The organism is Microbacterium galbum (genome assembly GCF_032464915.1).
Taxonomy (GTDB): Bacteria; Actinomycetota; Actinomycetes; order Actinomycetales; family Microbacteriaceae; genus Microbacterium; species Microbacterium galbum.
This window is the reverse complement of the sequence record NZ_JAWDIS010000001.1, coordinates 222,477-246,473: the sequence shown is the minus strand read 5'-3', so window position 1 is coordinate 246,473 and position 23,997 is coordinate 222,477. Positions and strand designations below refer to the sequence as shown.

Sequence of the window (23,997 nt, the reverse complement as noted above, 5' to 3'; positions counted from 1 at the left end):
GCACCCGACGCCGCGGCATCCCTTCCTCGAACGGAGCACAGCACCATGAATCCGACACGCCTCCTCGCGGCCGGCGCCGCGGCCGGCGCCGCCGTCCTCGTCCTCTCGGGCTGCGTCGCCAAGACCGACGCGGCGGCCTCCGGCGCCCTCACGGTGACCTCGACCGTCGACGGCTGCGCCGTGTCGGCCGGGAGCGCCCCGAGCGGCACCGTGGCTTTCACGGTCGACAACAAGAGCGACCAGACCACGGAGTTCTACCTGCTGGCATCCGACGGCCTGCGCATCGTGGGCGAGGTCGAGAACATCGCCCCGGGCGCCTCGCGCGATCTCACCGTCGTCGCGCAGCCGGGTGACTACTTCACCCTGTGCAAGCCGGGGATGGTCGGCGACGGCGTCGGCAAAGCCGCCTTCACGGTGACCGGCGACGCCGTGGCCGTCGAGGGACCGGATGCCGAGCAGAAGCAGCAGGCCGTCGATCTGTACGCGGCCTTCGTGAAGGACCAAGTCGGGCAGCTCATCCCCGCGGTGCAGACCCTCGCCGCCGCCTATGAGAGCGGCGACGACGCGACGGCGCGCGAGCAGTTCCCGCGCGTCCGCGCGTACTACGAGCGCATCGAGCCCATCGCCGAGGCTCTCGGCGACCTCGACCCCCGCATCGACTACCGCGAGGTCGACGCCGTGGCCGAGGGGCTGGACTGGACCGGGTTCCACCGCATCGAGAAGGACATCTGGGTGCCCGCACAGGACGCGCTGAACGCGGACGGCGAGACGCCCGCCTGGAAGGACTGGGCACCCTCCACCCCCGCCGAGCGCGCCACCTACGGCGACAAGCTCATCGCCGACACGCAGGAGCTGTACGACTACGTCCACTCCGACGCCTTCACCCAGGCGCTCGACGCGCAGGGCGTGGCCGGCATCTCGAACGGCGCCAACGCGCTGCTCGACGAGGTCGCCACGGGCAAGATCAGCGGCGAAGAGGACTGGTGGTCGGGGACCGATCTGTACGACTTCGCGGCGAACGTCGAGGGCTCCAAGATGGCCTTCTCGCTCGTCCGCGACTTCGCCGAATCGAAGGGCGACAAGGGCGCCGAGCTGGTGACGCGCATCGACAAGGGCTACGCCGACCTCGAGGCGGCCCTCGCCGCGCACGGCTCCGCGGACGCCGGCTTCGTGCCGTACTCTCAGCTCACCGAGGCGGACAAGCGTCAGCTGACCGACCTCATCAACGCCCTCGCCGAGCCGCTGTCGCAGCTGACGGTCACGGTGCTGGAGTGAGCGTGAGCCACGACGAACAGACCTCTGCTGCCGCCGGGCCCTCGGGTTCGGCGGCAGCCGCGTCGCCGTCCGGCCGCGACGCGTCGGCGGGAGTGTCCCGCCGCGACCTGATGGGCCTGGCCATCGGCGCGAGCGCGACCAGCCTCGTCGTCGGCGCGGGCGCGGGTCTCGTGGGGGGAGCGGCGTACGGCCAGGATCAGGCGCGACGGGTGATGGATGCCGTGGCCCCGGCATCCGGCATCCATCAGCCCGGCATCACGACCCCGGTGCAGGAGCACCTGCATTTCGCCGCGTACGACATGATGGCGCGGACGACCCGCGACGACCTCGCGGAGCTGCTCGCGGACTGGACCTACGCCGCGAACCGCCTGATGCAGGGCCTCGACGTCAGCGCGACGGGTGCCCTGGGTGGTTCGCCCGAGGCCCCGCCGGACGACACGGGGGAGGCCGTGGGCCTTCCGGCGAGCAACCTCACGATCACGTTCGGCTTCGGGCCGTCGCTCTTCGACGCCCGCTTCGGGCTCGAGGGGCAGCGCCCGCCGGGCCTCGAACGGCTGCCGGCGTTCCTGGGCGACGACCTCGACCCGCTGCGCTCCGACGGCGACCTGTGCATCCAGGCCTGCGCCGACGATCCACAGGTGGCCGTCCACGCGATCCGCAACCTCAGCCGGATCGCCTTCGGCCGTGCGACGATCCGCTGGTCGCAGCTCGGTTTCGGCCGGACCTCCAAGACCACCGCCGCGCAGACGACGCCGCGCAACCTCTTCGGGTACAAGGACGGAACGGCCAACATCCTGGCCGACGACACGGCCGCGCTCGACCAGAACGTGTGGGTCTCGGCATCCGAGGGTCCGGCGTGGCTCGCGGGAGGGTCGTATCTCGTGGCGCGGCGCATCGCGATGCTCATCGAGACGTGGGATCGCACCCGCCTCGCCGAGCAGGACCGCGTCGTCGGTCGCGACAAGGCCGCGGGGGCGCCGCTGTCGGGCGGCGACGAGTTCACCGCGCCCGACTTCGGGGCGACGGATGCCACGGGCAAGCCCCGCATCGACCGGCGCAGCCACGTGAGCCTCGCGCATCCCGACAACAACGGCGGGATCCGCATCCTGCGCCGCGGCTACAACTTCGTCGACGGCACGACCGACCTCGGTCGACTGAATGCCGGGCTGTTCTTCCTGTCGTTCCAGAAGAGCCCGGATCGCTTCATCACGCTGCAGAAGGCGCTGTCGACGGATGCCATGGGCGAGTACCTCCGCCATGTCGGCTCGGGGCTGTGGGCGGTGCCCCCGGCTCCCGCCTCGGGTGCGTCGATCGGGGCGGGGCTGTTGGGCGCGTAGGGAGCGGGCGGTGTGGGCCTGCGCGGCGTGGGCCCGTGCGGGCGCGGTCACACGTTCCGCGCGAGATCACGACGTGCGGCGTCGTCGAAGCTGCGCTCTCGGGCCGATCCTGTGATGTCGCGGGTCGCGGGCCGCGGGGGTGCGTCAGCTCCCGCGACCCGCGCCGAGCTCGCGGTCGCGGAAGAGCCACGGCATCCGGGGCTCCACCAGCGGGCGCGTCAGACGCCGGACCGGGCGGCTCGACAGCGCCACGGCGATGCCGACGCTCGCGACGACGACGACAGGGATCCACAGCCCCATCGGCTCGAGGCCCCGCAGCACTCCCGACTGGCGGAACGGGTAGAGCACGAACGTGTGCAGCAGGTAGACGTACATCGTGTACCGACCGAGGTGCGTCCAGCGGGTTTCGCGGCGGGGGATCAGCACCAGGAACGCGGCCATCAGCACGAGCGCGAGCGCGATGATCGCGAGCCGCACCCCGCCCGCCCACCACTGCGGCGCGTCGAGGTCGGCATAGGCATCGACGAAGAAGAACCAGGTTCCCAGCCGCACGTCGCGCCAGGTGTCGACGAAGACGAAGGCGAGCGCCGCGGCGGTGACCAGAACGGTCGCGGCGGCCGCCCGGAGCCACACGGGCCGCGCCGCGAGCAGCCCCGCGCGCGCGACGACGTCGTGCTCGCGCAGCCACCATCCGAGGGTGAAGAAGGGCAGCAGGCCGAGGAAGCGCGAGAGCGAGAACGTCGAGTCGATGCTCGGCAGGTATCCGGCCACGATCGAGATCGCGAGGGCCCACACCACGGGCGCGCGCAGCAGCGCGAGATACGGCAGCACGAGCCGGAACAGCGCGAGGGCGAGCAGGAACCACAGCGTCCATGACGGTTGCGCGGGGTCGAGGTTCGTCCTCCCCGTGACGAGGAACTGCGTGATCGTCCACAGGGTCTCGAAGATCAGGTAGGGCGCGATGAGGTCGGTGAACAGGCGAGCCATCCGGCGCCGCGTCGGCTCGGCGGACGATGAGAAGAACCCCGCGACCAGCGCGAACAGCGGCATATGGAACGCGTACACGAGCAGGTACAGCGCCTCGGCGGCATCCGAGTCGTAGGTCAAGCGCTGGATCGCGTGGCCGAACACGACCAGGACGATCGCGGCGAACCGGGCGTTGTCCCAGAACGCCGTGCGTGTCTTCGGGGGCGAGGTCGAGGCATCCGTCATCCCGGGCGACGATAATCGCGTCGGGAAGAGGGGTCCACGGGGGTGGATTCCGGATGCCGATGGGGTACGGCGGAATAAACCCCGGCGTGGTGCGTTCCACCATGTATATTCAGATGCATACAAAACAGGAGGCGCATCATGGGTGAGACGAACAACTGGCCGGGCATGCAGTTCGGTGTCATGACGGTGAGCGACATCACCCAGGACCCGACCACGGGCAAGACGCCCAGCGAAGCTCAGCGCATCACGGACACCCTGACGATCGCGAAGCACACCGAAGAGGTGGGCCTCGACGTCTTCGCCCTCGGCGAGCACCACAACCCGCCGTTCTGGTCGTCGTCGCCCACGACGACGCTGGCGTACATCGCCGCGCAGACCGAGCGCCTCATCCTCACGACGTCGACGACGCTGATCACCACGAACGACCCGGTGAAGATCGCCGAGGATTTCGCGATGCTGCAGCACGTGTCGGGCGGCCGCGCCGACCTCATGCTCGGCCGCGGCAACACCGGTCCGGTGTACCCCTGGTTCGGGAAGGACATCCGTCAGGGCCTGCCGCTGACGATCGAGAACTACGACCTGCTGCACAAGTTGTGGCGCGAGGACGTCGTCGATTGGGAGGGGAAGTTCCGCACGCCGCTGCAGGGCTTCACCTCGACCCCGCGTCCCCTCGACGGCGTGCCCCCGTTCGTCTGGCACGGCTCGATCCGCACGCCCGAGATCGCCGAGCAGGCCGCGTACTACGGCAACGGTTTCTTCGCGAACAACATCTTCTGGCCCAAGGAGCACTACCAGCGCCTCATCACCCTCTACCGCGAGCGCTTCGCCCACTACGGCCACGGCACGCCCCAGCAGGCGATCGTCGGTCTCGGCGGTCAGGTCTTCATGCGCGCCAACTCGCAGGACGCGGTGCGGGAGTTCCGCCCCTACTTCGACAACGCCCCCGTCTACGGCCACGGCCCGAGCCTCGAGGACTTCAGCGAGATGACCCCGCTGACCGTCGGATCGCCGCAGCAGATCATCGACCGCTACGCCGCGATGCGCGAGACCTTCGGCGACTACCAGCGTCAGCTCTTCCTCATCGACCACGCAGGGCTGCCCACCAAGACGGTGCTCGAGCAGCTCGACATCCTGGGCGGTGAGGTCGTGCCGGTGCTGCGCAAGGAGCTGCAGAAGAACCGCCCGGCAGAGGTGCCCGACGCGCCCACGCACGCCAACCTCGTCGAGAAGATCTACGCCGGTGCCGCCCCGCGCCAGGCCGTCCCCGGCGCGAACCGCGGCGACAACATGGTCTCGGGAAGCCCCTACCAGGATGCCGCGCCGCGCTCGGGCAGCGCGTTCGGCGCCGCGGCGACGAAGGTGGGTGCCTGAGATGGCCGCCCGTCGTATCGCGGTCGTGACCGCGGGACTGTCGACGCCCTCGTCGACGCGGATGCTCGGTGACCGCCTCGCCCACGCGGCGCTCGCCGAACTGCGCGAGCGGGGGATCGAGGCCACGGCCGACGTCTTCGAACTGCGTGACTACGCGCACGACCTCACCGACAACCTGCTGACGGGCTTCGCCCCGCCGGCGCTCGAGCAGATGATCAATACGGTCGTCTCGGCCGACGGCCTGATCGCTGTCACGCCGATCTTCTCGACGAGCTACTCGGGCCTGTTCAAGTCGTTCATCGACGTGCTCGACCCGCAGGCCCTCTCCGGCACTCCGGTGCTGATCGGCGCCAACGCCGGCACTGCCCGTCACTCGCTCGCCATCGACTACGCGATCCGTCCGCTGTTCACCTACCTGCACGCCAACCCCGTGCCGACCGGCGTGTTCGCCGCATCCAGCGACTGGGGCGCGAACGCCGACGAGGTGGCCCCGCTGGGCTCGCGCGTCGACCGCGGCGCCCGCGAGTTCGCCGACGCGATCGCAGCCCGCGAGCCCGTGCGCGACGCCGACCCGTTCGACCCCTCCTCGTACCTCGGCGAGGGCCGCTCGTTCGGTCACCTCCTCGGCGGCTTGTCGGGGGAGTGACCCGTCTCGACGCCCCGTCGCCCTCGTGGGTGGCGGGGCGTCGTCGTGCGTGGGGCGTGATGGGCGTGATCTCCGCGGGATTCGGGGTGCGGGTATGCGCGTCGCGGAGGGTGTGCACGGGCCGGTTCGAGGGTGCGGGGGCGCGAACTCGGTGATGCGCGTGACCTCCGTCGTTTCTGGGGCGTCCGAGCGGAAGGTGTACGCACCACGGAGAGCTCGTGCGCGGGCGACGAAGCAACGCTCCGCCTAGGGTGGGGGCGAGCAGAAGGAGTCGGGATGGATGCCGCGCAGTGGGACGAGCGATACCGCGCCTCGGCCGGGGGAGTGTGGGCCACCCAACCGCCCGCGGTCGTGCGGGAGATCGTGACCCCGCTGCCGTCGGGAACCGCGATCGACGTGGCCACCGGCGACGGACGCACCGCGCTGTGGCTCGCGGAGCGGGGCTGGGCGTGTACCGGTCTCGACTTCTCGAGCGCAGGACTCGCGCTCGCCGCGGCTCGGCCCGGTGGTGACGCCGTCGAGTGGGTCCAGGCCGACGTGCACGAATGGGAGCCCGACGCACCCGTGGATCTCGTCGTGTCGTGCTACCTCCACCTTCCCGACAGCGCGGCGGCGATCGCGAGAATCGCGCAATGGGTGACGCCCGGCGGCACGCTCGTCGTCGTCGGTCACGACGTCGAGAACATCGCCGCGGGAGGTCACGGGCCCTCCGACCCCGCGATCCTCTACACCCCGGAGGTGCTGCGCGGCGCGCTCGACGACCGGTTCCGCATCGCGCGGTGCGAACGGATCGTGCGAACGAGCGCCGATGCGGAACTCCGCGAGGGCCACCCCGCGGCGGCGGTCGACTCGCTCCTGCACGCGGTGCGCGTGCGCTGACGCCCGCGGCGGTGAGCGCCCGGCGATCCGCGACCGCAGCGGCGCACGGAGCGACCCGTCCGGGAAGCGGATGCCTCAGAGCACGATGTCGTCCGCGCCGCGGAGCTCGCGCGCGGCTACCGGGCGGAGTCCGCGGCGGACGAGTGTATCCGCCGCGACGAGCGGCCCCACGTCTATCCCCGTCTCGGCCGCGATCTCGGCGATCGGCACCTGGAACGTGCGGAACGCCCCCAGCGGGGGCACCACCAGCCCCTGCCGCGTATCGACCAGGTCGGTCTGATCGAGCACGAAACCGGCGGCCGCCAGGGCGTCGCCCTCGCGCCACGCCGCGATCTTCCAGAAGCGAAGCGGCACCCGAATACCGCGGTACGGCGGATCGTCGTCGGCGAGCACCGGCGCGGTGAACACCGCCATGCGCTGATCGGTCGTCTCCGCGTACGCGAGCACATGGTCCTCGAGCCCGAGCCAGAGCTCCTTCGACTGATTGAAGCCGGCCGCCTGCGGTGCGGCGTTCGTGTAGAAGAACGTGGCCTCGGTGGCATCCTGCGCCTGGCCGGTCGTGCCCCAGCCCGGGTCCCGGCGTCGCACGAGGTGCCCGCGGTCGAGGTCGTTGCGGCTGTAGATCTCGGCCCCCGCCTGCGCGTCGGCATCGACGCGCGGGTCGAGACGCCATTCGCCGGTGCGGGGGAGGTCGCGCAGCGTCGCGCCGTCGATCACCACGGCGGTGACGGCCGCGAACCGTCGCCCCTCGTCGAGCAGCACCGAGAAGCGCGGGTAGTCGAGCCGCGTGGTCGCCCGTGCGGGCGAGGGGAGGGGCAGGGGGATGCCGAGGAAGTCCGGGTCGTAGCCGTCGCTCATACGCCCATGGTGCCCGGGCCTTCCGACATCGCGACAGACTGAGGCGATGGAACAGCACGTGAAGACCCGTTCCGACGCGCCCGCGGGCTTCTTCGCCGCGGAGGCGGCCGGACTCCGCTGGCTCGCGGAGGCGCGGGGAGCGCGCATCGCGCGTGTCGCCGAGGTCGCCGACGATCGCATCTGCATCGAGCGCATCGCCGAGACGGGCGCGACGGCCGAGGCCGCGGAAGCCTTCGGTGCCGCGCTCGCCGCGACCCACGACGCCGGCGCCCCGGCCTTCGGCTCGCCGCCGCCCGGGTGGGAGGGCGACATCTTCATCGGACGCCGCTCCCAACCCTCCCGCCCGACGGCGACGTGGGGCGCGTTCTACGCCGCGCAGCGCGTCGAGCCCTTCCTGCCGGTCGCGCTCGCCGCGGGGGCTCTGTCGTCATCCGGAGCCGAGGTGGTCCGGCGCGCGTGCGCCCTCGTCGCGGACGGGGCCTTCGACGACGAGGAGACGCCCGCGCGCCTGCACGGCGACCTCTGGGCCGGGAACGTGCTGTGGGCCGCCGATGGCGTGGTGCTCATCGATCCCGCGGCGCACGGCGGCCACCGCGAAACCGACCTCGCGATGCTCGCCCTCTTCGGCGCTCCGTTCCTCGACCGCATCATCGCCGCCTACGACCGCGCGCATCCGCTTCGCGGGGGATGGCGCGACCGCGTGCCGGTCCATCAGCTGCACCCGCTTGCGGTGCACGCCGCGGGTCACGGTCCGTCGTATGGTCGAGCGCTGGTCGAGGCGGCGGAGGAGACGCTCGCGCTGGTCTGAGCGCCGGTCTCGGCATCCGGAATCTCGGGACCCTCGAAAGGATCGGGCGGAGAAGCCCGAGGCGCGCGGCATCGGCGGGTCCGCGCGAGGGCGCCGTCGCGGCCCCGCGTCAGCCCCGCGCGGCCGTCCGACGCTTCGCCCGGCGGGCGAGGACGAGGTCGACGCCCACGCCGATCCCCACCGCGACGAGGATCGAGACCACCACCGCCACCACCGGACCGCCGGGCACGACGGCGGCCACCACCGCGCCGATGACCGCCTGGTACGCCGCCCAGGCCAGCGCCGCCAGAGCGGTGACGCCCAGGTACCGCGCCGTATTCACGCGCGCAGCCCCGGCGGCGAGGTTCACCGCGAGACGCGCGAACGGGACGAACCGCGCCGTGAACAGCACGAGTGCGGCGTTTCGGTCGAGGCGCCGGCGTGCCCACTCCAACGCGGCCGACACGCGAGGCCCGCGCATCCACGGCCACCGTTCGACCCCCACCGCGCGCCCCACGAGGTAGCAGCACAGGTCGCCGGCGAACGCGGCGGCCCCGGCGACGAGGATCACACCTCCCAGCGGCGGGGTGCCGTGCGCGACGGCGAGGGCGCCGAAGGCCGTGACCGCCGCCTCGCCCGGAACGACGACGAGGAACGCGTCCGCGAACACCAGTACCGCCATCGCCGGCAGGGCCCACGGGCTCGCCGCGATCGCCTGCAGCCACGCGTCGACCCCGTCCATCCCGTCACTCTCCGCCGCCGATCGAGACGCCCCGCCCACGCGGCGGTGACGCCCCGCGGAGCATCCGGTGAACATCGCGAACGTCGACCCATCACGCGCCCCGCGAGGGCCGCCGAGGTCGCACCCTGGTGTCGTGAGAGTCGCGCTGCTGGCCGAATCCTTCCTCCCGCACATGAACGGGGTCACCGGTTCCGTCCTCCACGTCCTGCGCCACCTGGCCGACGCGGGGCACGAGACGCTGGTCATCGCCCCCAGGTCGGGAGACGTCACCGCCGACCTGCACGGCGCCCGCACTGAGCTCCTGCGCTCGGTGCCGCTGCCGTCCTACCCCGAGGTGCGGGTGGTGTTCGCCCGAGCGGCACGCCTGGGCGCCCTGCTGCGCGACTTCGACCCCGATGTCGTGCACCTGGCATCCCCGTTCGTCCTCGGGTGGCAGGGGCTCGCCGCGGCGGACGCCCTGAAAATCCCCTCCGTCGCCGTCTACCAGACCGACGTCGTCGCCTACTCGCAGAAGTACGGCCTGCCGCACGCCACGGCCCTCGTCGCCGCTCACGTCGCCCGCCTTCACCGTCGGGCCACGCTCACCCTCGCTCCCTCGTCGGCGTCGACACGTCAGCTCGAGGAGCTCGGCGTGGATCGCATCCGCCGCTGGAGTCGGGGAGTGGATGCCGTGCGCTTCGCCCCCGAGCACCGCGACGACGCGTGGCGCGCCGAGGTGGCGCCGCACGGCGAGCGCATCATCGGGTACGTCGGTCGCCTCGCGCCCGAGAAGCAGGTCGACGACCTCCGCGTCCTCGCCGGCCTGCCGGACACCCGCGTGGTGATCGTCGGCGATGGTCCTTCGCGCCCCGCGCTCGAGAAAGCCCTCCCGGATGCCGTCTTCACGGGCCACCTGTCCGGAACGGCCCTGTCATCGGTCATGGCCGGGTTCGACGTCTTCGTGCACCCGGGCGAGAGCGAGACCTTCGGGCAGACCATCCAGGAGGCCCTGGCCAGCGGCGTCCCGGTGGTCGCGACGGGAGTCGGCGGTCCGCTGGATCTCGTGCGCTCGAGCGTCGACGGCTGGCTCTACAAGCCCGGCGACCTCGGCGACCTGCGCGCGCGCGTCGCCGATCTCGTCGGCGACGAGGCGAAGCGCCGCGCCTTCGCGCGCGCCGCGCGCGGCGCCGTGCAGGGGCGCACGTGGGCGGCCCTGACGGGCGACCTCGTCGGACACTACGCGGATGCCATCGCCCTCCGCCGCATCGACGACAACCTCCTCCTGCGCGGCGGGCCGCGCCCGGCGGCCGTCGAGGCCACGCGCACACGGGGTCGCTGGACCCGCTTCGTCGCCCTCGGCGACTCGTTGACCGAGGGGCTGTGCGACGCGTCGCGCATGCCCTCGGGCCAGTTCCGCGGGTGGGCGGACCGCCTCGCGGAGCTCCTCGCGCACACGAGCGACGAGGGGCCTTTCCGTTACGCGAACCTCGCCGTGCGCAGCCGCCGCGTGCGGCACCTGATCGACGAGCAGATCCCCGCGGCCCTGGCCCTGCAGCCCGACCTCGTGTCGATCCTCATCGGTGCCAACGACCTCGTCGGGCCGGCCCCGGTGATTCCCGCCCTCGTGGCGGAGGTCGAGTCGGCGGTGCGCGCGGTACGTCGCACGGGCGCCGACGTCCTGCTCGTCACGACGTTCCTTCCTCGACGGCCGGCGGCTCGCATCTTCGCCCGCCGCTTCGCGGCCTACAACGTGCATCTGCGCCGCATCGCCGCGGACCAGGGCGCGATCCTGCTCGACCTGGAGGCCGCCGCCGAGATCGGGGAGCTGCCGCTGTGGGCCGACGATCTGGTGCACCTACGCTCGTCGGGGCACCGGCTCGTCGCCTACCGCGCGGCGGAGGCGCTCGGCGTTCCCGACGCACGAGCCCTGCTGGGCCTCGATGAGGCGCTCCACGCCGACGACGATGCCCCGCGCGGCGGATGGCTGACCCGTGACGCGCTGCCCTGGGTGTGGCGCCGAGTCCGCGGTCGCACCGCGGGTGACGGCATCCACGCGAAGCACGAGGGATACGTCGAGCTCCCCACCCGCGGCGATCGGGAGCGCACCCCCGCGTCGTGACGCACGCCGATGCCCGGGGCGGCTGCCCGGGAAGGACCCTGGGTTCGTCGAGGGGTCCGGTGGCTTCGACAGGTTCAACCACCTCGCGCGCGGAGGACTCTGAGCTCGTCGAAGGGTCCGTGATCGGCGCCCCGCGCCGAGCCGGCGCTCAGTACCAGCCGGTCTGCTCCGAGTGCGCCCATGCTCCGCAGGGAGAGCCGTAACGCGCGCTGATGTACGACAGCCCCCACGAGATCTGCGTCGCCGCGTTCGTGCGCCAATCCAGACCGGCGGATGCCATCTTCTCGCCCGGGAGCGCCTGCGGGATGCCGTACGCGCCGCTCCACGGATTGAGGGCGTCGGCGCGCCAGCCCGACTCGCGATTCCACAGCGAGACGAGGCAGGAGAACTGATCGTCGCCCCACCCGTAGGAACGGATCGCGCCGCGCGCATGATCGCGGGCCTCGCCCGGGCTCATGATCGGGCCCGCGGGTGCCGTCGAGCCGCCGCCGGAGCCGCCCGACCCGCCGCCGTTCGAACCGCCTCCGCCGGAGCCGCTCCCGCCGCCCGAGCCTCCGCCGCTGCCGCCGGACCCGCCGCCCGAGCCGCTGCCGCCCGACCCGCCCCCGCCGGAGTTGCCGGACCCGCCGCCTGCTCCTCCCGACCCGCCACCGGACCCGCTGCCGCCGGAGCCGCCCGTTCCCGAGCCGCCGGATCCGCTCGATCCGGAGCCGCCACCGGTCGCGCCGCCTGCCTCGGCGGCGTCGCGTGCGGCCTTCTCGCGTTCACGGGCTGCGCGCTCCTGGGCTGCGGTGGTCTCTTTCAGGGCGGCGAGTTGCGCGTACAGCTCGTCCAGTCGCGACTGCGCCGCCGCGACACCGGCCGCTTCGGCATCCGCTTCCCCGCGGGCCGCGGCCGCCGTGGTCTCCGCTTCGGCCGCGAGCCGAGCCGCTTCGGTGCGCGCCGCCTCGGCCTGCGTGCGGAGTGACGTCGCGACGTCGGCGGCCGATCGGGCGTCGCCCGCGGTGCGCGCGCTGACGGAGGTGACGTGGTCGAGGAGACCGAGCCGCTGCAGCAGCGAATCGGGATCCGCCTCGGTGAGCAGCTGAGCGACCAGAGGCCCGGCGCCGACCGTCCGATAGAGGCGGGCGGCGCTGGCCCCCGCGCGGCTGCTCGCCTGCGACAGGGCGGCATCGGCCGCCGTACTCTGCTCGGTCAGGGTCTGAGCGCGCGCGGACGTCGTGTCCGCGAGACGGCGCGTGCGCTCGGCGGCGGCGGACGCGTCCAGCGCGCGACGGGAGGCGGACGCTGCCGCCGCCTCCGCGGCATCCAGCTGGTCCTTCAGCGCCGCCACGGCCGACTCGTCGACAGCGGCGGGACGTGTGCTCGTCGCGGTCGACGCGACCGAGGCGGAGGCGGAAATCGGCAGGAAGGTCGCGCCGACGACCAGGCACGCGGCGAGCGTGTGACTGGTGAGACGCGTGAGACCCATGAGGTCACGCTAGAGCACGAAGGCGTGGCGCGGCCACCCCGGGGCGGTCGTCGCTGGTAGGGTGAAGCCCGAATGCCGTCTTGGCATCCGCTCAACTACATATGAGCTCACGGAGCAGGCCGGCAGACGCTGGTCCCCTGTGGTGGACTCCCCGTCGGAACGCCGGGTGGTCGTCTACTGGTGGCCAGTCGCCGGGACTTCCGGGTCGATTCGTCGGCGCGCCCTTTCTGCCTGTTCCTGCTCCTTTGCATGTCAGCTCGTCGCCCACACGGGGCGGCGAGCCTAAACAAAGAAGGAGGGACCTCTTGGAAGGTCCAGAAATCACCGCCGCCGAGGCCGTTCTCGACAACGGCCGCTTCGGCACCCGTACCATCCGTTTCGAGACCGGACGCCTCGCCCAGCAGGCCCAGGGCGCCGTCGCCGCCTACCTCGACGAGGAGACGATGCTCCTGTCGGCCACCAGTGCCGGCAAGCACCCCCGTGAGGGCTTCGACTTCTTCCCGCTGACCGTCGACGTCGAAGAGCGTTCGTACGCCGCAGGAAAGATCCCCGGCTCGTTCTTCCGTCGCGAGGGTCGCCCCTCGACCGAGGCCATCCTCGTGTGCCGCCTCATCGACCGCCCGCTGCGCCCGTCGTTCGTCGACGGCCTGCGCAACGAGGTCCAGATCGTCGTCACAGTGCTGTCGATCGCACCCGGCGAGTTCTACGACGCCCTCGCCATCAACGCGGCATCCATGTCGACCCAGATCTCGGGTCTGCCGTTCTCGGGCCCCATCGCGGGTGTGCGCCTGGCGCTCATCCCGGGCCAGGGCGAGCACGCCGACCAGTGGGTCGCATTCCCCACCGTCACCCAGCTCGAGGACGCCGTGTTCGACCTCATCGTCGCGGGCCGCGTGCTCGACGACGGCGACGTCGCCATCATGATGGTGGAGGCCGAGGCCACCGAGGGCAGCTGGAACATGATCAAGGGCGGTGCGACCAAGCCCAACGAGCAGGTCGTCGCCGAGGGTCTCGAGGCCGCGAAGCCGTTCCTGCGCCAGCTCGTCGACGCGCAGAACGAGGTCGCTCGCACCGCGTCGAAGGAGATCCAGTCGTTCCCCGTCTTCCCGGCCTACAGCCAGGAGACCTACGACTTCGTCGCCGGTCGCGCCTACGACCGTCTGGTGCCGGTGTACCAGATCGCCGACAAGCAGGAGCGTCAGAACGCCGACGACGAGGTCAAGACCTCGGTCAAGGAGCAGCTGCTCGCCGCCGTCGAGTCGGGCGAGCTGCCCGCTGTCGCGACGCTGGAGTTCAACGCCGCGTACAAGTCGGTCACCAAGACGATCGTCCGCGGTCGCATCCTCGCCGAGGGCGTCCGTATGGACGGCCGTGGCCTGGCCGACATCCGCCCGCTCGACGCCGAGGTGCAGGTCATCCCGCGCGTCCACGGCTCGGCGATTTTCCAGCGCGGCGAGACCCAGATCCTGGGCGTCACCACGCTGAACATGCTCAAGATGGAGCAGCAGATCGACTCGCTCTCGCCCATCACGAGCAAGCGCTACCTGCACCACTACAACTTCCCGCCGTACTCGACCGGTGAGACCGGTCGCGTGGGGTCGCCGAAGCGTCGCGAGATCGGCCACGGCTTCCTGGCCGAGCGCGCGCTCGTGCCGGTGCTGCCCAGCCGCGAGGAGTTCCCCTACGCGATCCGTCAGGTGTCCGAGGCCCTCGGCTCGAACGGTTCGACGTCGATGGGCTCTGTCTGCGCCTCGACCCTGTCGCTGCTGAACGCGGGTGTGCCCCTTCGCGCTCCCGTCGCCGGTATCGCCATGGGTCTGGTGACCGACGAGGTCGACGGACAGACCCGCTACGCCGCGCTGACCGACATCCTCGGCGCCGAAGACGCCCTCGGCGACATGGACTTCAAGGTCGCAGGTACCTCCGAGTTCATCACCGCGATCCAGCTCGACACCAAGCTCGACGGCATCCCGTCGTCGGTGCTGGCCGCCGCCCTCACCCAGGCGAAGGAGGCTCGTCTGACGATCCTCAACGTCCTGAACGCCGCGATCGACGCTCCCGACGAGATGGCGCCCACCGCGCCCCGCGTCATCAGCGTGCAGATCCCGGTCGACAAGATCGGTGAGCTCATCGGCCCCAAGGGCAAGACGATCAACGCCATCCAGGATGAGACCGGCGCGCAGATCTCCATCGAGGAGGACGGCACCGTCTACATCGGCGCGACCGACGGCCCCTCGGCCGAGGCTGCCCGTGCCCAGGTGAACGCGATCGCCAACCCGACCAACCCCGAGGTGGGCGAGCAGTTCCTCGGAACGGTCGTGAAGATCGCGACCTTCGGTGCGTTCGTCTCGCTGCTCCCCGGCAAGGACGGCCTGCTGCACGTCAGCGAGGTCCGCAAGCTCGCCGGTGGCAAGCGCGTCGAGAACGTCGAAGACGTGCTCTCGGTCGGCCGCAAGATCCTCGTGCGCATCACGAAGATCGACGACCGCGGCAAGCTCTCGCTCGAGCCCGTGCTCGACGAGGAGGCCACCACGCCCGAGCCCGCCGACACGCAGAGCTCGGCCGCCGCGAGCGAGGGCCCCGAGGCTCCCGCCGAAGGCTGATCGCGCGATCACCGGATGCCCGTCCCGCTCGATGCGGGGCGGGCATCCGTCGTGTGACGCAAGTGGTCAGCGGGGCTCATGTGACAGCGCCGCGCGCAAGCGTTACGCAATGTTTATCGCCGGGCCGGGTGAAACCGCAGCCTCGTCAGGGCGAACGCATACGCTCGAAGAACGTCGGGGGGCGAGGGCGTGCGGCATATCCGCACCGGTTCCCGGCGCGAGAGGGGATCTCACCATGAGCGGCTCGGGCGTCGACGAGACGGCCTCGCCGCGCCTGCGTCGGGATCGCGCTCCGCACCCGTCCGCCCCCATCACCCTGCAGGGGCCGGGCCTCGGCTCCCACGTGCGCGTCCCCCTCGGCGAGACCGGCTTCGACGTCTTCCCGCTCTTCCTCGGCGGCGGGGAGTTCGGCTGGAACGTCGACGCCGGCGCCAGCCACGAGATCCTCGACGCCTACGTCGAGCTCGGTGGCAACGCCGTGCACACCGCCGACAGCTACGCGGCCGGCCGCAGCGAGTACATCATCGGCGCGTGGATGCGGTCGCGCCGCCTTCGCGATGACACCGTCCTGACCGTGCGGGTGGGCGGTCATCCCGACAACCCCGGTCTCGACTCCGTGAACCTCGTGCGGGCGGTCGAGGCGTCGCTCACGCGCCTGGGCACCGATCGCATCGACGTCCTCTCGCTCGACGCCGCCCGTGGCGATACGGCGATGCTGGAGGACACCCTCGCCACGAGCGAGTGGCTGGTCGACTCCGGCAAGGTGCGCGCGATCGGCGCCCACGGATACACCGCCGCCCAGCTCGTGGAGGCGCGCATCCTGTCGTCGGCGGGGTATCCCCGCATCACGGTGCTCGACGTGCCGTACAACGTGCTGCGGCGCTCGGAATTCGACGGAGATGTGCGTCTGATCGCGTCCGCCCAGAACATGGCGGTGACCCCGTCGCATCCTCTCGCTCACGGTTTCCTCGCGGGCGAGACGCGCACGCGCGGTCAGTCGACGCAGTCGGTGCGCGGCTCCCAGGTCGCGGCCCACCTGAACCGGCGCGGCTCGCGGGTCCTGCGCGCGCTCGACACCGTCGGCAACGAACTCGGCATCCCGGATGCGGCGGTGGCGGTGGCATGGCTGCTCGCGCAGAAGATCATCACCGCGCCCATCGTCAACGCCTTCGCTCCGCGCCACGTGGTGGAATGCATGCGCGCCGTGGGCGTGCGGCTCAGCCGCTCCCAGCTCTCGGACATCGCGCGCGCCGCCGAGTGAGGGCCGCCCCCACCGGGGCGTGACGTAGGCTGGGAGGACCGGCCGGGGGACGGCAGATCGACAACGGGGTGAGCTGACGTGACGCACTACATCTACCTGGTGCGCCATGGCGAGCACCAGGATGCCGAGCACGGCCTCTCCGACGGCCCCCTGTCGCCGCGCGGCCAGCGTCAGGCGGCGTTGCTCGCCGATCGGCTGTCGGGTCTTCCCCTCGACGCGGTGTGGCACTCGCCCCTCGAGCGCGCCGCGCAGACCGCGCGCGCCGTCGCCGACCGCCTCCCGTCGGTCTCGCCGGAGTCGTCGGCGCTGCTGTTCGACTGCGTCCCCACCGGAATGACGCCCGAGACCCCGGCCGCGTACGAGCCGTTCTTCGGCTCGGTGACCGAGGCCGAGATCGACGCGGGACGCGCGCAGATGGCCGACGCGACCGCCGAGTTCCTCGCCCGCAAGGCGGGGGAGGTGCACGAGCTGGTGATCACCCACAACTTCGTCATCTCGTGGTTCGTCCGCGAGGTGCTGCAGGCTCCCGATTGGCGTTGGATGACGATCAACCAGGCGTACTGCGGACTCACGGTCATCGCGCAGAAGAAGGGCCGCCCCTGGACGCTGCTGTCGCACAACGACCTGGCGCACCTGCCGGTCGAACTGCGCACGGGACTGGTCGACCCGCTGCCGGTCTGACCAGGCTGCCAGTCCGATCGGGCCGCCCATCGGGTCGGGCTGCCGCGGACCAGACGGCCGGTCTGATCCGGCTGTCGGTCCACCCCGCCGCCGGTGCGCTGCCGGCGGCACTCCGCTCCGGATGCCGCTCGCGCGGCGCGTCTGCGGACAGTGCCCGACCCGCGACGGCGCCGACGCCTAGGCTGGTGGCATGACCACACGCGTTGCCATCGTGGGCGGAACCGGCAAGCTCGGCGGAGTCATCCGCGAGGTCGTCGAGGCCGAGGACGGATACGAGGTCGCCGCCGTGCTCGGCTCCCAGTCCGATCTCGCCGAGCTCGACGGAGCCGACCTCGTGGTCGACGCCTCGACGCCCGCGGTGTCCATCGACGTCGTCCGCGCCGCCATCGACCGCGGACTCAACGTGCTCGTGGGCACCTCGGGGTGGTCGAACGAGCGCATCGCCCTCGTCCGCCCGCTCGCGGAGGCGGCCGGGACGGGTGTCGTCTTCATCCCCAACTTCTCGCTCGGGTCGGTCATCGGCAGTGCCCTGGCGGCCGCCGCGGCCCCGTTCTTCCCGTCGATCGAGATCGTCGAGGCCCACCGTGACACGAAGGTCGATTCGCCCAGCGGCACCGCGGTGCGCACGGCCGAGCTCATCGCCGCGGCCCGCGCCGACGTCGGTCCCGTCGAGTCACCGCACGTCGACCAGCGTGCTCGGGGCCAGCGCGTGGCATCCGTTCCGATCCACTCGCTTCGACGTCCCGGCGTGATCGCCCGCCAGGAGACTGTGCTCTCGGGCGCGGGAGAGTCGCTCACCATCGTGCACGACACGATCGACCCGACCACGGCATATGCGCCGGGGGTCCGCATCGCCCTCGCGGCGGCTCGCGAGGCGCGCGGCGTGACCATCGGTCTCGACAGCTTCATCGACATCGGCGTGCGCACGCGGCCGGTCGAGACCGGCGCCCCGGTGTCGGACGGCGACGTGTCGGGTCAGGTCGCGAGCGCGACGAGCGCATGAGGGTCCGCATCGCCGTCGCCGTCATGACGGTGCTGCTTCTGCTCTACGTCGTCCTGGCGGGGCAACGGGCGCTCGTCCTGCTCGCCAGCGGCGAGACCGTCGGCGTGGTCATGGGCATTGCCCTTCTCGTCCTGCCGTTGCTCGCCCTCTGGGCCATCGGGCGCGAGCTGTGGTTCGGCGTGCGCGCGCAGCAGATCGGCGAGAGGCTCGACGCCGAGGGCGGACTCCCCGACGAAGACCTGCCCGTGCGGCCGAGCGGGCGCGTCGAACGCGCCGACGGCGACGCCCTGTTTCCGCGCTATCGCGCCGAGGTCGAGGCTGATCCCGCCGACTGGCGCGCGCGCTACCGTCTCGCTCTGGCTTACGACGCCGCGGGTGACCGTCGGCGTGCGCGCGAGGCCGTGCGCACCGCGATCCGTCTCGAGGCGGCGGAGCGACGCGGGCGCTGAGTCCGCGCGGTCGCCGCTCCGCCGTCGCTCGTCAGTCGGCCGCGGGGACGGCGGAGGCGACCGCGTCCTCGACCGTTCGGTGCGTGAAAGAGAAGCCCGTGTCGTTCAGGACCGTCGGTTTCACGTCGGCGTCGGAGGTGAGGAGGGCCTCGGTGGCATCCGTCCCGAGAGCGAGCTTGACGCCCCAGATCGGCGCGCGCAGCACGTACGGGCGGTTCATGCGCCGCGCCAGGGCGAAGCCGAGGTCGTTCGCCGTCGCCCGGGTCGGGCCCGTCAGGTTGACGGGGCCGTCGATCTCGGAGTCGATCACGTGACGGATGGCGCGCACCTCGTCGTCGAGCGAGATCCACGGCCACACCTGGGTCCCACGTCCGATGGGCCCTGAGATGCCGAGCTTGGTGAGGAGCAGCAGGGGCTTCAGGACGCCCTGCTCGTGCACGACGGGGGCCGTGCGCAGCAGAGCGACGCGCGCCTTGTCACCCGCGTCCCGGGCGGCGGACTCCCACTCCACGCAGATGTCGGCGAGAAGGCCCGTGCCGCGGGGCGAGCCCTCGGTGAGCTCGACGCGCGGTTGCGAGCCGTAGAAGCCGGTCGCGCTCGCGTTCACGAGCGCCGGGGCATCATCGCCGAGAGCGCGGACGGCGGCGGCCAGCGTGCGCGTCGGCGTCACCCGCGACCACAGCAGCGTCGACTTGTACGACGGGGTCCACGGGAAACGGCCGATCGAGGCACCGTTCAGACACACCACCGCATCGGCCCCGGCGATGACCTCGGGGTCGAGAGGAGTGGCATCGTGAAGCCACTGCCGCTCGTGCGGGGCCGAGGGGGCGTGGCGCACCAGCGAGGTGACCTCGACGCCGTCGCTTCGCAGGGCGTCGAGAAGCGCCGAGCCGATGAGGCCCGACGCGCCGGCGATGACGACGCGTCGGGCCGGGGTCTCAGGCAAGCGTCGCCTCGAGGGTGATGTCGATACCGGCGAGGGCCTGCGACACGGGGCAGTTCGCCTTCGCGTCGGCCGCGATCTTCTGGAACGTGGCGTCGTCGAGGTCGGGCACGACGGCGTTGACGTTGAGGTGGCTGCCGGTGATACCGGTGCCCGGCTTGAAGGTGATGGATGCCGTGGTGTCGACCGACGTCGGCGGGGTGCCGTTGTCGGCGAGGGCGTTCGACAACGCCATGCTGAAGCATGCCGAGTGGGCGCCCGCGAGCAGCTCCTCGGGCGTGGTGACCGAGCTCGAGCCTTCGCTGCGCGCCTTCCAGTTCACGTCGAACGTACCGATGCCCGACGAGGTGAATGTGACCTCGCCCGATCCCTCGAACAGGCTGCCTTTCCAGGCGGTGGTGGCTTCGCTCGTGACGGCCATGGGGAACCTCCGTTGATCCGGCGCGATCGGGGGTGACCGCGACGCGGCCAGCCTAACGAGGGGTTCCGACGCTGCGCGGGACTTGACAGCCCCGTCTCACGGACCGCTCAGGCGGTGGTGGGTCCGCGGCGGCCGAGCAGTCCCGCACGCTGCAGGACGAGGTAGAGCTGACAGCCGAGGCACAGTCCGAAGACGGCGTTCAGGAACGCGGCGACGAAGGCCATCGCCGCCGCGATCGGCAGCGCCCAGGGCACTCCGGCCAGGTCCAGCAGCAGACCCACGGCCGTCACGAACAGTCCCACGCCCTGCGCGAAGCGCGGCGGGCGCGGGTCCTCGAACTCGGTGGGGGGAGCGAGGCGCGGCTGAACGACCCGGCGGTACAGCACGCTCCACGGCGCCGTGCGCGGAGCGGCGACGCCCCACACGAACAGGAGGGCGACCACGAGCAGGAGCAGGAAGCCGGGGTCGGACGCACGCTCGAGCACCGACGCCTGCCCAACCGCGGGGTACGAGGGGGAGAAGCTGTCTCCCGTCAGGGGCTGATACGCGGTGAACCCCGGGGCGGCGCGCGTGGAGATACCGACGAGGCTCAGCAGCGTCGCGACCAGCAGCAGAACAGCGGTGACGGATGCCGCGAACCGCGGGCCGCGGGCATCGATGCGCGAGATGTCAGGCACGGGCCGTCTCCTTCTTCAGGGTGTCGAGTTCGAGCTCGACGACCGACCGGCCGGGCGTTCCGCCGAAGCGCGTGCGCACGACCCCGCGACGATCGAGCACGAGCGTCGTGGGCGTCTGCAGCACCCGGAAGTGCTGCGCGATGTCGGGGCGGTGCGTGAGGTCGACGTCGAGATGACGGACGCCATCGCGGGCATCGGCGACCTCGCTGAGCATCCGGTGGACCCCGGGGCAGCGCGCGCACATCTCGGTGCTGAACTGCAGGAGGGTCGCCTCCTCGCCCAGGCCGTCGGCGCCGAGACGGCGCGGGTCGACGACCTCGGCCGAGTCGATGGCGCGTGCGCGGCCGTCGCGGCGGCGCCAGAGGAGCCCCGCGGCCGTCGCCACGACGACGAGAGCCGCGATAGAGATCAGGGCGATGGTCAGGTCCACGACGCACAACGGTAGTGCGCCGTGACGGGCCGCGGGCCGATGAGTCCTCGCATGACGCACCCGCTCAGCGTTCTCACGGCCGGGCCTCTGCGGCATCCCCCTCCTCCCCAGGCCCGGCCGCCGCGGGGCGGGTGTGGACGATCGGCGTGACGGGGGCGCACGCGGGTATCGTGAAGCGCGTGACCGCCGACACCTCGACGCCCTACGAAGACCTGCTCCGCGACGTCCTCGAGCAGGGCGTGCACAAGTCCGATCGCACCGGTACGGGCACCACGAGCGTGTTCGGCCGGCAGATCCGGTTCGACCTCGCCGAGGGGTTCCCTCTGGTGACGACCAAGCGCGTGCATCTCAAGTCGATCGTCTACGAGCTGCTGTGGTTCCTCCGTGGTGAGTCGAACGTGTCGTGGCTGCGGGAGAACGGCGTCACGATCTGGGACGAGTGGGCCGACGCCGACGGCGAGCTGGGGCCCGTCTACGGCGTGCAGTGGCGCTCCTGGCCGACCGCCGACGGTGGCACCATCGACCAGATCGCCCAGGTCGTCGAGCAGATCCGTCGCGATCCCGACTCGCGTCGCCTGATCGTGTCGGCGTGGAACCCCGCCGACATCCCCGACATGGCGCTCGCGCCGTGCCACGCGCTCTTCCAGTTCTACGTGGCCGACGGCAAGCTGTCGTGTCAGCTGTACCAGCGCAGCGCCGACATGTTCCTCGGTGTCCCCTTCAACATCGCGTCGTACGCGCTGCTGACGCTGATGATCGCGCAGCAGACGGGCCTCGAGCCGGGCGAGTTCGTGTGGACCGGCGGTGACTGCCACGTCTACGACAACCACCGCGAGCAGGTCGCCGAGCAGCTCACGCGCGAGGCGTACCCCGCCCCGACGCTGCGCTTCGCGCGCACCCCCGACTCGATCTTCGACTACACCTACGACGACATCGTCGTCGAGGGGTATCAGCACCACCCCGCCATCCGCGCGGCCGTCGCCGTATGACCTCGGTCGGTCTCGTCTGGGCCGAAGCCCATGACGGCATCATCGGCGCCGTAGGCGGGATGCCGTGGCACGTCCCCGAAGACATGGCGCACTTCCGCGAGGTCACGGGCTCGCACGACGTGATCATGGGACGTCGCACGTGGGAGTCCCTTCCGCCGCGATTCCGCCCCCTCCCCGGGCGGCGCAACATCGTGGTGACCCGCTCCGACGCGTGGACCGCTGAGGGGGCCGAGCGAGCAGGATCGCTCGACGAGGCCCTCGCGTCGGCCCGCGGAGCCGAGGTCTGGGTGATCGGCGGAGGCATGCTGTACGCCGAAGCCGTCGACCGCGCCGACGTCCTCGAGGTGACGCGTCTCGACCTCGCGGTCGACGGCGACACCCGCGCTCCGTCGACGCGGGGCTGGTCGCGGGTCGCCGCCGACCCCGCCGAGGGATGGCACACCTCGCGCAGCGGCATCCGGTACCGCTTCGAGACGTACCGCCGGGGAGACTGAGATGACGCGCACCGCGGTGATCACGGGGGCGAGTTCGGGCCTCGGCGCCGAGTTCGCCCGGCAGCTCGCCGCGCGCGGCGCCGACCTGGTTCTCGTCGCCCGCGACGCAGCCGCCCTGGAGGCCGTCGCCGCCGAGGTGCGCGATCGTCACGGCGTCGCGGTCGAGGTCCTCCGTGCCGACCTCCTCGAGCCCGACGCCCTTTCGCGCGTCGAAGAGCGCCTCCAGGTCGGCGACGTGGCCGTCCTCGTGAACAACGCGGGATTCGGGCTCGACCTCGCCTTCGAAGAGAACGACGTCGACGCCGAGGTGCGCCACCTGCGACTGCACGTGGAGGTCGCCATGCGGCTCACGCACGCAGCGCTGACCCCGATGCTCTCGCGGGGGAGCGGCCGCATCGTCAACGTGGCCTCCGTCGCCGGGTTCGTGCCGCGCGGAACCTATGGCGCCGCGAAAGGGTGGCTCATCTCGTTCAGCCGCTGGGCGAACGTCGTCTACCGTCCACGGGGCGTGACGGTGACGGCGGTCTGCCCGGGCTTCGTGCACACGAACTTCCACGAGCGCCTGGGCCTCCCTCCGGGGCAGGAGGGCGTGCCCGATCGCATGTGGCTCGACGCGGCCACCGTGGTGCGCGAGGGATTGCGCGACGCCGCACGGGGGCGCTCGGTGTCGGTGCCGTCGTGGCGGTACAAGCTCCTGGTCGCCGGGTCGCGCCTGCTGCCCGACGCGGTGGTCGTGCGCGCGGCGTCACGCGGGCGCTGATCCCCTTCGCGTCTCAGCGGAACCGACCCAACCGGATCCCGGCGAAGGCGAGGGCGGCGATCGTCTCCCCGTCGGTGATGCCGCCGCCCGCGATCAGCGCGAGCGCCTCGGCGAACGGGATCCATCGCACGGCGTCGATGCCCTCCTCGCTCTGCGAGGCCGTGGCATCCGTCATCGACAGGCCGCGCGCGAGGAAGACGTGCTCGGGGGCCTCGGCGATGCCGTTCAGGGCGTTCATCGCTCCCAGATCGTGCCACTCGGATGCCGTCACCCCGGCCTCCTCGAGCAGCTCGCGTCGCGCCGCGAGGAGCGGATCCTCCCCGTCGGACCCGCCCGCGGGGATCTCGAGCGAACGACCCGTCGTGTACCTCTCGAGCTCGACGAAGCAGACGCGCTCGTCGTCATCCAGCGCGACGACGAACACCGCGGGATTCTGCATGCGCACCACCCCGTAGATGCCGTCGCCGTGCGGGCCGGTCACGTCATCCTCGCGGACGTTGATCCAGGGATTCTCGTACACGGTGCGCGTCGCGCGGGTCGTCCAGGCCATGCGCTCACCCTAGGACGCCCTCGCCGTCACGCATTGTTCACACCGACTGCGGGGGAGGCC

24 protein-coding genes are annotated in these 23,997 nt (G+C 71.8%); 15 read left to right on the top strand and 9 right to left on the bottom strand.

Translation table 11 applies throughout. The annotated features are described in order from the left end of the window. The first annotated feature begins 45 nt into the window (after positions 1–45). Together efeO and efeB are read left to right on the top strand one after the other, a co-directional pair. Positions 46–1,275, top strand: coding sequence for an iron uptake system protein EfeO (efeO, locus tag RWH45_RS01250; protein WP_315993115.1), 1,230 nt, complete (start codon positions 46–48; stop codon positions 1,273–1,275). A 2-nt stretch (positions 1,276–1,277) separates the two neighbouring features. Continuing rightward, entirely contained in the window at positions 1,278–2,612 is a 1,335-nt protein-coding gene (gene efeB / locus RWH45_RS01245; protein ID WP_315994576.1) for an iron uptake transporter deferrochelatase/peroxidase subunit, read from the top strand. A gap of 144 nt (positions 2,613–2,756) precedes the next feature. On the opposite strand, the gene RWH45_RS01240 is transcribed toward efeB, so the two are convergent. Beyond that, the gene (locus tag RWH45_RS01240) at positions 2,757–3,824 is read right to left on the bottom strand and encodes an acyltransferase family protein (RefSeq protein ID WP_315993114.1); all 1,068 of its coding nucleotides are present in this window, start codon (positions 3,822–3,824) and stop codon (positions 2,757–2,759) included. A 165-nt stretch (positions 3,825–3,989) separates the two neighbouring features. On the opposite strand from RWH45_RS01240, the gene RWH45_RS01235 reads away from it, so the two are divergent. The 3 genes from RWH45_RS01235 (at position 3,990) to RWH45_RS01225 (ending at position 6,720) form a co-directional block, all read left to right on the top strand. Continuing rightward, positions 3,990–5,195: an LLM class flavin-dependent oxidoreductase gene (locus tag RWH45_RS01235; RefSeq protein ID WP_295786977.1), complete on the top strand. Its 1,206-nt coding sequence runs from the start codon at positions 3,990–3,992 to the stop codon at positions 5,193–5,195. A gap of 1 nt (position 5,196) precedes the next feature. Next, positions 5,197–5,841, top strand: coding sequence for a CE1759 family FMN reductase (locus tag RWH45_RS01230; RefSeq protein ID WP_315993112.1), 645 nt, complete (start codon positions 5,197–5,199; stop codon positions 5,839–5,841). Between the two features lie 276 nt (positions 5,842–6,117). Beyond that, entirely contained in the window at positions 6,118–6,720 is a 603-nt protein-coding gene (locus RWH45_RS01225) for a class I SAM-dependent methyltransferase (RefSeq protein WP_315993111.1), read from the top strand. A gap of 75 nt (positions 6,721–6,795) precedes the next feature. On the opposite strand, the gene RWH45_RS01220 is transcribed toward RWH45_RS01225, so the two are convergent. Beyond that, positions 6,796–7,578, bottom strand: coding sequence for a DNA/RNA non-specific endonuclease (locus tag RWH45_RS01220; RefSeq protein ID WP_315993110.1), 783 nt, complete (start codon positions 7,576–7,578; stop codon positions 6,796–6,798). A gap of 46 nt (positions 7,579–7,624) precedes the next feature. On the opposite strand from RWH45_RS01220, the gene RWH45_RS01215 reads away from it, so the two are divergent. Then, complete coding sequence (locus RWH45_RS01215; RefSeq protein WP_315993109.1) at positions 7,625–8,386, top strand: fructosamine kinase family protein; 762 nt, start codon at positions 7,625–7,627, stop codon at positions 8,384–8,386. Between the two features lie 109 nt (positions 8,387–8,495). Here the strand turns inward: RWH45_RS01215 and RWH45_RS01210 are convergent, their stop codons facing one another. Then, entirely contained in the window at positions 8,496–9,107 is a 612-nt protein-coding gene (locus RWH45_RS01210) for a DedA family protein (protein ID WP_315993108.1), read from the bottom strand. A 133-nt stretch (positions 9,108–9,240) separates the two neighbouring features. Here RWH45_RS01210 and RWH45_RS01205 point away from each other — a divergent pair, with 133 nt between their 5' ends. Continuing rightward, positions 9,241–11,205 carry a GDSL-type esterase/lipase family protein gene (locus tag RWH45_RS01205; protein ID WP_315993107.1) on the top strand — a complete coding sequence of 655 codons (1,965 nt, stop codon included), beginning with the start codon at positions 9,241–9,243 and terminating at the stop codon, positions 11,203–11,205. Positions 11,206–11,353: 148 nt separating this feature from the next. Here RWH45_RS01205 and RWH45_RS01200 read toward each other — a convergent pair whose 3' ends face one another. Next, positions 11,354–12,676: an aggregation-promoting factor C-terminal-like domain-containing protein gene (locus RWH45_RS01200; protein WP_315993106.1), complete on the bottom strand. Its 1,323-nt coding sequence runs from the start codon at positions 12,674–12,676 to the stop codon at positions 11,354–11,356. 305 nt (positions 12,677–12,981) lie between these two features. Between RWH45_RS01200 and RWH45_RS01195 the strand changes: the two genes are divergently transcribed. From RWH45_RS01195 to RWH45_RS01175, 5 genes are all read left to right on the top strand, one after another. Then, on the top strand, positions 12,982–15,279 hold the full coding sequence (locus RWH45_RS01195; protein ID WP_315993105.1) for a polyribonucleotide nucleotidyltransferase: 2,298 nt from the start codon (positions 12,982–12,984) through the stop codon (positions 15,277–15,279). A 235-nt stretch (positions 15,280–15,514) separates the two neighbouring features. Next, positions 15,515–16,540, top strand: a complete 1,026-nt coding sequence (locus RWH45_RS01190; RefSeq protein WP_315993104.1) for an aldo/keto reductase — start codon at positions 15,515–15,517, stop codon at positions 16,538–16,540. Positions 16,541–16,618: 78 nt separating this feature from the next. Beyond that, positions 16,619–17,221, top strand: a complete 603-nt coding sequence (locus RWH45_RS01185) for a histidine phosphatase family protein (protein WP_315993103.1) — start codon at positions 16,619–16,621, stop codon at positions 17,219–17,221. A 190-nt stretch (positions 17,222–17,411) separates the two neighbouring features. After that, on the top strand, positions 17,412–18,224 hold the full coding sequence (gene dapB / locus RWH45_RS01180) for a 4-hydroxy-tetrahydrodipicolinate reductase (RefSeq protein WP_315993102.1): 813 nt from the start codon (positions 17,412–17,414) through the stop codon (positions 18,222–18,224). Beyond that, on the top strand, positions 18,221–18,673 hold the full coding sequence (locus RWH45_RS01175; RefSeq protein WP_315993101.1) for a hypothetical protein: 453 nt from the start codon (positions 18,221–18,223) through the stop codon (positions 18,671–18,673). Before dapB ends, RWH45_RS01175 begins: the two co-directional genes overlap by 4 nt. Positions 18,674–18,704: 31 nt before the next feature. On the opposite strand, the gene RWH45_RS01170 is transcribed toward RWH45_RS01175, so the two are convergent. The 4 genes from RWH45_RS01170 to RWH45_RS01155 form a co-directional block, all read right to left on the bottom strand. After that, positions 18,705–19,619, bottom strand: a complete 915-nt coding sequence (locus tag RWH45_RS01170; RefSeq protein ID WP_315993100.1) for a TIGR01777 family oxidoreductase — start codon at positions 19,617–19,619, stop codon at positions 18,705–18,707. Then, positions 19,612–20,037, bottom strand: a complete 426-nt coding sequence (locus tag RWH45_RS01165) for an OsmC family peroxiredoxin (protein ID WP_315993099.1) — start codon at positions 20,035–20,037, stop codon at positions 19,612–19,614. The genes RWH45_RS01170 and RWH45_RS01165 overlap by 8 nt, the downstream gene beginning before the upstream one ends. Before the next feature lie 107 nt (positions 20,038–20,144). Further along, on the bottom strand, positions 20,145–20,714 hold the full coding sequence (locus tag RWH45_RS01160) for a DUF4395 domain-containing protein (RefSeq protein ID WP_315993098.1): 570 nt from the start codon (positions 20,712–20,714) through the stop codon (positions 20,145–20,147). Further along, positions 20,707–21,144 carry a TlpA family protein disulfide reductase gene (locus tag RWH45_RS01155; RefSeq protein ID WP_315993097.1) on the bottom strand — a complete coding sequence of 146 codons (438 nt, stop codon included), beginning with the start codon at positions 21,142–21,144 and terminating at the stop codon, positions 20,707–20,709. Before RWH45_RS01155 ends, RWH45_RS01160 begins: the two co-directional genes overlap by 8 nt. Positions 21,145–21,323: 179 nt before the next feature. On the opposite strand from RWH45_RS01155, the gene RWH45_RS01150 reads away from it, so the two are divergent. Genes RWH45_RS01150 through RWH45_RS01140 form a run of 3 tightly spaced genes read left to right on the top strand, consistent with a single transcriptional unit; the run spans position 21,324 to position 23,387 of the window. Beyond that, positions 21,324–22,133, top strand: coding sequence for a thymidylate synthase (locus RWH45_RS01150; protein ID WP_315993096.1), 810 nt, complete (start codon positions 21,324–21,326; stop codon positions 22,131–22,133). After that, positions 22,130–22,627, top strand: a complete 498-nt coding sequence (locus tag RWH45_RS01145) for a dihydrofolate reductase (RefSeq protein WP_315993095.1) — start codon at positions 22,130–22,132, stop codon at positions 22,625–22,627. The genes RWH45_RS01150 and RWH45_RS01145 overlap by 4 nt, the downstream gene beginning before the upstream one ends. 1 nt (position 22,628) lies before the next feature. Continuing rightward, positions 22,629–23,387, top strand: coding sequence for an SDR family NAD(P)-dependent oxidoreductase (locus RWH45_RS01140; protein ID WP_315993094.1), 759 nt, complete (start codon positions 22,629–22,631; stop codon positions 23,385–23,387). 13 nt (positions 23,388–23,400) lie between these two features. Here RWH45_RS01140 and RWH45_RS01135 read toward each other — a convergent pair whose 3' ends face one another. Beyond that, positions 23,401–23,937: an NUDIX domain-containing protein gene (locus tag RWH45_RS01135; protein WP_315993093.1), complete on the bottom strand. Its 537-nt coding sequence runs from the start codon at positions 23,935–23,937 to the stop codon at positions 23,401–23,403. Between the last annotated feature and the right edge of the window lie 60 nt (positions 23,938–23,997).

Excerpts from the sequence above, each read along its gene's own strand:
- RWH45_RS01210 (WP_315993108.1), bottom strand. The coding sequence starts at position 9,107 with ATGGACGGGGTCGACGCGTGGCTGCAGGCGATCGCGGCGAGCCCGTGG.
- RWH45_RS01175 (WP_315993101.1), top strand. The coding sequence starts at position 18,221 with ATGAGGGTCCGCATCGCCGTCGCCGTCATGACGGTGCTGCTTCTGCTC.
- RWH45_RS01220 (WP_315993110.1), bottom strand. The coding sequence starts at position 7,578 with ATGAGCGACGGCTACGACCCGGACTTCCTCGGCATCCCCCTGCCCCTC.
- RWH45_RS01165 (WP_315993099.1), bottom strand. The coding sequence starts at position 20,037 with ATGGCCGTCACGAGCGAAGCCACCACCGCCTGGAAAGGCAGCCTGTTC.
- RWH45_RS01145 (WP_315993095.1), top strand. The coding sequence starts at position 22,130 with ATGACCTCGGTCGGTCTCGTCTGGGCCGAAGCCCATGACGGCATCATC.
- RWH45_RS01190 (WP_315993104.1), top strand. The coding sequence starts at position 15,515 with ATGAGCGGCTCGGGCGTCGACGAGACGGCCTCGCCGCGCCTGCGTCGG.
- RWH45_RS01240 (WP_315993114.1), bottom strand. The coding sequence starts at position 3,824 with ATGACGGATGCCTCGACCTCGCCCCCGAAGACACGCACGGCGTTCTGG.
- RWH45_RS01140 (WP_315993094.1), top strand. The coding sequence starts at position 22,629 with ATGACGCGCACCGCGGTGATCACGGGGGCGAGTTCGGGCCTCGGCGCC.
- dapB (WP_315993102.1), top strand. The coding sequence starts at position 17,412 with ATGACCACACGCGTTGCCATCGTGGGCGGAACCGGCAAGCTCGGCGGA.
- efeO (WP_315993115.1), top strand. The coding sequence starts at position 46 with ATGAATCCGACACGCCTCCTCGCGGCCGGCGCCGCGGCCGGCGCCGCC.
- RWH45_RS01225 (WP_315993111.1), top strand. The coding sequence starts at position 6,118 with ATGGATGCCGCGCAGTGGGACGAGCGATACCGCGCCTCGGCCGGGGGA.
- RWH45_RS01215 (WP_315993109.1), top strand. The coding sequence starts at position 7,625 with ATGGAACAGCACGTGAAGACCCGTTCCGACGCGCCCGCGGGCTTCTTC.
- RWH45_RS01230 (WP_315993112.1), top strand. The coding sequence starts at position 5,197 with ATGGCCGCCCGTCGTATCGCGGTCGTGACCGCGGGACTGTCGACGCCC.
- RWH45_RS01235 (WP_295786977.1), top strand. The coding sequence starts at position 3,990 with ATGCAGTTCGGTGTCATGACGGTGAGCGACATCACCCAGGACCCGACC.
- RWH45_RS01135 (WP_315993093.1), bottom strand. The coding sequence starts at position 23,937 with ATGGCCTGGACGACCCGCGCGACGCGCACCGTGTACGAGAATCCCTGG.
- RWH45_RS01200 (WP_315993106.1), bottom strand. The coding sequence starts at position 12,676 with ATGGGTCTCACGCGTCTCACCAGTCACACGCTCGCCGCGTGCCTGGTC.